Raw genomic sequence first — 6,476 nt, forward strand, 5'->3', positions numbered from 1 at the left:
GACTTCAGGCTGTTCTAACATCAAAATAAAGGCATATTCTTTTGCAGTATCGCGCAGACGATTAAAACGTCCTGATTTACCACCATGCCCTGCACTCATATTAGTATCAAGTAATAATAAGTTATTATCCGTTTTTAATTCACGCAATTTAGCAACCCATTTTGCAGGTTCCCAATATTGCACTTGTGAATCATGTAATCCTGTTGTGACTAATAGATGAGGATAAGCTTTAGCAACCACATTATCGTATGGGCTATACGATTTTAAGCGGAAATAAACTTCTTTATCAGCCGGATTTCCCCATTCTTCATATTCCCCAGTGGTTAAAGGAATTGAAGCATCGAGCATTGTTGTCAACACATCCACAAAGGGAACCTGAGATACCACACCACGGTATAATTCCGGTGCCATATTCACAACAGCACCCATTAATAAACCGCCTGCACTCCCTCCCATAGCATAAACGTGTTTAGGTGCTCCGTAACCTTTAGCTATTAAGTCGTTAGTAGCATCAATAAAGTCGGTAAAAGTATTAACTTTATGTTCCATTTTACCTTGGTTATACCAACGCTTGCCTAGCTCACCACCACCACGCACATGCACAATGGCATAAACAAAACCACGATCTAACAAACTTAAACGAGGTGAGCTAAATGAAGGATCGATGCTACTACCGTAAGAACCATAGCCATAAATTAAGATAGGGTTTTCACCTTTCTTGAATAAGTCTTTGCGATAAACCAATGATACAGGAACTTCAACACCATCTTGTGCTTTTACCCAAATACGCTCACTTTCATATAAATCACGTTCAAAGCCTTTTACTTCTTGCTGTTTCAGTAGTTGCTTTTGATGCGTTTGCATATTCCATTGATAAGTTGAAGAAGGTGTCGTCATAGACGTATAACCAAAGCGAAGCTCTTCACTATCTGCTTGAGGGTTAAATCCTAGCCATGCCATATAAACAGGATCGTCAAACGTAACATATGTTGATTGACCTGTTTTCCAATCAATCTGGCGTAATGACACTAAACCTTGTTTTCTTTCTTCAACAACTAACCAACGATTAAAAAGATCAAAACCTTCTAAATCGACCTCTTTTTGGGGTGCAATGACGGTTTCCCAAGGTTTATCGATTGATGCGGTTTTATAAAGACCAAACAGCTCACTCTCATGATTCGAACGAATATAGAATTCACCATTAAAATGGTCGATATCATATTCACGCCCTTCTTGACGCGCAGAAAAGATAACCATCGGTTTTTCTGGTGCATTTGCGTCAATTAAACGAGATTCAGAGGTTGTTGAGCTTTCGATAGAGACAAGAATGTAATCTTCAGATTTGCTTTTACTTATCCATGTATAAAAGCGATCGTCGTTTTCTTCAAAGATTTTGATATCTTGTTTACGATCAGTGCCATATTGATGGCGATAGATTTGGTAAGGCAGTAGCGTTTGCGGATCTTTATCAACATAAAATAGTGTTTTGCTATCATTTGCCCACACTAAGTTTGCTGAGATATGAGTTAACACATTCTCTTTCCATGTGTTATCTGATAAATCTTTATAGGCAACATTATAGTTTCTGCGGCCTTCTTTATCTTCTGCAATAGCAATGCGTTTGTTATCTGGGCTGATAGTGAGATCACCTAATTGATAGAACTCATGCCCTTTAGCACGTTCGTTTCCATCAACGAGAACTTCCCATTCACTGTCACTATTTACGGGTTTACGCTGATAAATAGGAAAATCTTTACCTTCTTGGTAAATAGTACGATAAGTATAGCCATTGTAAATGTAAGGTACTGACTCATCGTTTTGAGCCATGCGACTTACCATCTCATTGAAAAGCGTTTCTTCAAGGGCTTTACCCTCTTTCATCACTGATTCAGTATAAGCATTTTCCGCATTCAGATAATCAAGTACTTTAGGATCTTTGCGTGAATCATCTCGTAGCCAATAATAATTATCGGTGCGCGTATCCCCATGCTCTGTCATCACGTGAGGTACTTTATTTGCTTTTGGTGGCATCACTAGGGAGTCCTTCTGATTTTGAGCCAATACAGGTGTTGCTGAAATTAACAATGCTATGATCGCACTCGTTAATTTCAACGTCATCCGTTTTTTTGTTGCGATTAGCATAACGTTTTATTTCCTTTTTACCCGTTGTTAGAACGTTAGTGTAGAAAACTCGATAGGCATTTCAACCATTATTTTACCTTGTGACAATAACTCTATTGGCGGTATAGGTAAGGGTTCTGCACGTTTGAGTACTCTTTGTGCTTCTCGGTCTAAAGAACGCACGCCACTACTGAGAATTAATTCACTTGATATGACATAACCTTGTTCATCAACAATAAAGCGTACTTTAGAAACTCCCGTTCTACCTTTGCTTTTTGCTTCTTCAGGATAGGCTTTATAGCGATTAAGATGCCCTTTTGTTTTCGCTTGCCACAATGCTAACGCACTTTCTGAACTCTCAGAATCGCTGTCATAGTTTGCACTAACATCATTAGATTGTTGTTTCGCCACAGAGCGACTGCTTGAAGGTGCTGATTGACTAGACACATTTTCACTAATAATAGGTGAAGGTTTTACAGGAGAGATGACGGGTGTTACTTTAGCCATTTCCTCTCGATTGACCCTTTTTTTAGGTTTTTCGATAAGAATATCTGCATTTTCATTCACAATCAGATCAGGCTGTTTTTCAGCAACGTCTTGCTCTACCTTTTTTTGGCTTGCCACCGCCAGTTGTTGATCAACACCTACAATCTGTTTTTCGTCGCTGATCGCTTGTACGTTTTCACTTAAGCTCATCATTACCGCTAATTCTGGCTCTTGTATTAATACCGTATTCTCTTTATTGAAATAAAAATAAGCCATGACATAAATAGCATGTATACCGATTGCCAAAATAAACGCTTTAGCACTACAAAGCTGAAATTTTGGCATTTGATCCATACAAGAAGAAGTAATCATATTCGCGCAGCCAATAAATTAAGGTAATGCAACTGGTGTTATCCAAAGATAATCCGCATGAACTGAAGTCACATCACTCCCCTCTTCCGCCATTATTACGACGGTCACATTTTCATTTGGCGCTAAGTCAGCAACATGTAAAGGTACACCCATGACTTTCGTGGCATGAAAAGAACCCGCAATTAAAAGTGCAGGTGTCGGCGCATCTAATAAACGCTTAGCCATTGCACGATCTCGTAATTGCTGAATAACCGTCATTTTTTCTGCTTGTGTCTTATCAAGCTCACCGCCATGAGAATACTCGATTGTTTTTTGAATACGTTGGCGAACAGATATATCCGTTGAATGCACACCATCAATAATAGGAGGGTTTTTATACGCACTATATATTTCACTGCGATCAATATTTGCAGCTAATAAAGGATAATTAGCGCTTAGCCCTGCTTTAACAATATTGCCATACCATTTCCAAGGCCAACCTGAATTCCATTTCAATGCAGCCATTAATCGCTCATCCCGCAAGTATTCAGAGCCAGAATAACGTTTTTTTGTATTATTAACTAATGATTGCTGGCTTGGTGTTAGCATCTCAAGTAAAACGGATCCTTGAGGACGTTTTTTAGGCAATTCTGTTATTAACCAATACTCAATATCATGATGATAAGTATTGTCATGTTTTTCACCAATAATCACTCGTGATTGGTTTGCTAATCGTGTTAACAACGTATCTGCCGTAATGGATTGCCCAGTTTGGGTATCAATGATGTTTGCCGACTGAATAATTGCCGGCTCTACGGTTGATACTGGCTGTTTCTCTATCGAATGACATGCTGAAAGATTTATTAATGAAACGAGTAGTAAGATCCTTTTTGGCAGTGAGAAAAACATAATCATCCTATTAGCTATATATACTTACCCTGATTAAACGAATAGGTTAGTATTAATGCTAATAATAATCAATATCATTTTGATATTAAATTGCATTTAATGTTTGATCTATCCATTTTAAGTGTATAAAAAGCGCCTAATAAAAGGCGCTTTATAAATAGAATCATTTGATTAGTAACAATTAATTCTGAGACTGTGTCTGAGCTTCAACAACAGCTAATGCCACCATATTCACAATACGACGTACTGAGGCAATGGGTGTCAAGATATGGGCCGGTTTAGCAATACCCATTAATACTGGCCCTACTGTTACACCATCAGAGCTGGTGACACGTAATAAGTTATAACTAATACGTGCGGCTTCCATTGTTGGCATAACTAATAGATTTGCAGAGCCTTTTAATGGGCTATCTGGCATCACATCACGACGAATAGATTCCACTAATGCTGCATCTGCATGCATTTCACCATCAATCTCTAATTCAGGTGCACGTTGCTTGATTAGCTCTAATGCTTTTCTGAGTTTGATTGAAGATGGGCTATCAAATGAGCCGAAGCTTGAACGAGAAACCAGCGCTGCTTTTGGCTCAATACCAAAACGACGGATAGTATCCGCAGCCATAATCGTAATATCAGCAAGTTGTTCTGCAGTCGGATCTTCATTGACGTAAGTGTCTGTGATAAAAGTGTTACCACTTGGCAATAACAATGCGTTCATTGCACCCGCAGTTTCCATTCCTTCACGTAAGCCAAATACATTTTTGTAGATTTCAAAATGTTCAGAATAGCTACCCACAGTACCACAAATCAGACCATCTGCTTCACCTCTGCGAACCATAATGGCACCAATAAGTGTTGGATTGCCAATCATTGCACGACGAGCTTGTTCTTGTGATACACCGCGACGTTTCATGATTTGGTGATATTCTTGCCAATACTCTTTGAAGCGTGGATCGTTTTCATTATTCACGACTTCAAAGTCTTTACCCGCTTTAATATGTAACCCCAATTTCTGAATACGCATTTCAATCACACTAGGGCGACCTATTAAGATTGGTGAGGCTAATCCTAATGTGACTAATTCTTGTGTTGCATGAAGTACACGATTTTCTTCCCCTTCTGCTAACACAATACGTTTTTTCTCTTTTTTCGCTTGAGAGAAAATAGGTTTCATAAATAAGTTCGTTTTATAAACAAACTCATTAAGATGTTCGATATAAGCAGAGAAATCTTCAATTGGACGAGTTGCAACACCTGAATCCATCGCCGCTTTTGCAACTGCCGGCGCAATTTTCACAATCAAACGTGGATCAAACGGTTTTGGAATAATGTATTCAGGACCAAAAGAGAGTTCCTGATCACCATAGGCAGAAGCAACTTCTTCATTCTGCTCAGCGAGTGCTAATTCTGCAATCGCATGAACACAAGCGAGTTTCATCTCTTCATTAATTGCGGTTGCACCAACGTCTAATGCGCCACGGAAAATGAATGGGAAACACAATACGTTATTAACTTGATTTGGGTAGTCAGAACGCCCTGTACAGATAATCGCATCTGAACGCACCGCTTTTGCTAATGGTGGTAGAATTTCTGGCTCTGGATTTGCAAGGGCGAGGATCAGTGGATCACGTGCCATTTTTTTTGACCATTTCTTGCGTTAATACGCCAGGTCCAGAACAACCTAAGAAAATATCAGCATTATTAATAACATCATCTAATGTACGAGTACCGTTATCTTCAATCGCATAAGCAGCTTTGGTTTCTGCCATATTCGCTTCACGACCGCGGTAGATCACACCCTTAGAGTCACATACAGTGATGTTTTCGCGTGTTAGCCCTAATGCAACTAATAAGTTCATGCAAGCAATAGATGCGGCACCCGCGCCTGATACCACTAATTTCACTTTGCTAATGTCTTTTTTAATAATACGCAATCCATTGAGAATAGCGGCAGTAGAGATAATCGCTGTACCATGCTGATCATCATGGAATACAGGAATATTCATTTTTTCACGCAGTTTTTTCTCAATATAGAAACACTCTGGTGCTTTAATATCTTCGAGATTAATACCACCAAATGTTGGCTCTAATGATGCAATAATATCAACAAGTTTATCAGGATCAGTTTCGTTCACTTCGATGTCAAAAACATCAACGCCAGAAAACTTCTTAAACAAAACGCCTTTACCTTCCATTACAGGCTTACCTGCTAAAGCGCCGATATTGCCAAGTCCTAATACCGCAGTACCATTTGAAATCACTGCGACAAGATTGCCTTTGGCTGTGTAGCGATAAGCGGCAAGAGGATTTGCTGCAATTTCTAAGCAAGGAACAGCGACACCAGGTGAATAAGCTAATGCTAAATCACGTTGGGTTATGAGTGGTTTTGTTGGTACGACGGTGATTTTGCTGGTACGGGAAATTCATGAAAATCTAGGGCGCTTTGTTTTAATTTGTCTTCCATCTTCATATCCTTTGTATCAATAGGGTAAGGGCTTCGTTAGTATAATGGTAATGGAGCGTTAAATCATGACGGCTCCGACACTTTTTTCAAATTAGTAAACTCGATTTATTAAAAACCATTAATACCTAGTTATAGGTATATTATT

The 6,476-nt window shown here is 39.0% G+C and carries 3 protein-coding genes and 1 pseudogene; all 4 read right to left on the reverse strand.

The window, feature by feature from the left end; translation table 11 throughout:
• Nucleotides 1–2,142, reverse strand: a 2,142-nt coding sequence (locus BHE89_RS06895) for a S9 family peptidase (protein ID WP_141008274.1), incomplete at its 3' end; no start/stop codon positions are given.
• Between the two features lie 27 nt (nt 2,143–2,169).
• Complete coding sequence (locus BHE89_RS06900; RefSeq protein ID WP_286145957.1) at nt 2,170–2,952, reverse strand: energy transducer TonB family protein; 783 nt, start codon at nt 2,950–2,952, stop codon at nt 2,170–2,172.
• A 45-nt stretch (nt 2,953–2,997) separates the two neighbouring features.
• A complete protein-coding gene (locus tag BHE89_RS06905; RefSeq protein WP_069368883.1) occupies nt 2,998–3,867 on the reverse strand; it encodes a ChaN family lipoprotein in 870 nt (289 codons plus the stop codon).
• 181 nt (nt 3,868–4,048) lie between these two features.
• Nucleotides 4,049–6,331, reverse strand: a pseudogene (gene maeB, locus BHE89_RS06910) (NADP-dependent oxaloacetate-decarboxylating malate dehydrogenase).
• Nucleotides 6,332–6,476 lie beyond the last annotated feature (145 nt).

Origin of the sequence: Shigella sp. FC1967 (assembly GCF_001743005.1) — a bacterium.
Classification (GTDB): Bacteria; Pseudomonadota; Gammaproteobacteria; order Enterobacterales; family Enterobacteriaceae; genus Proteus.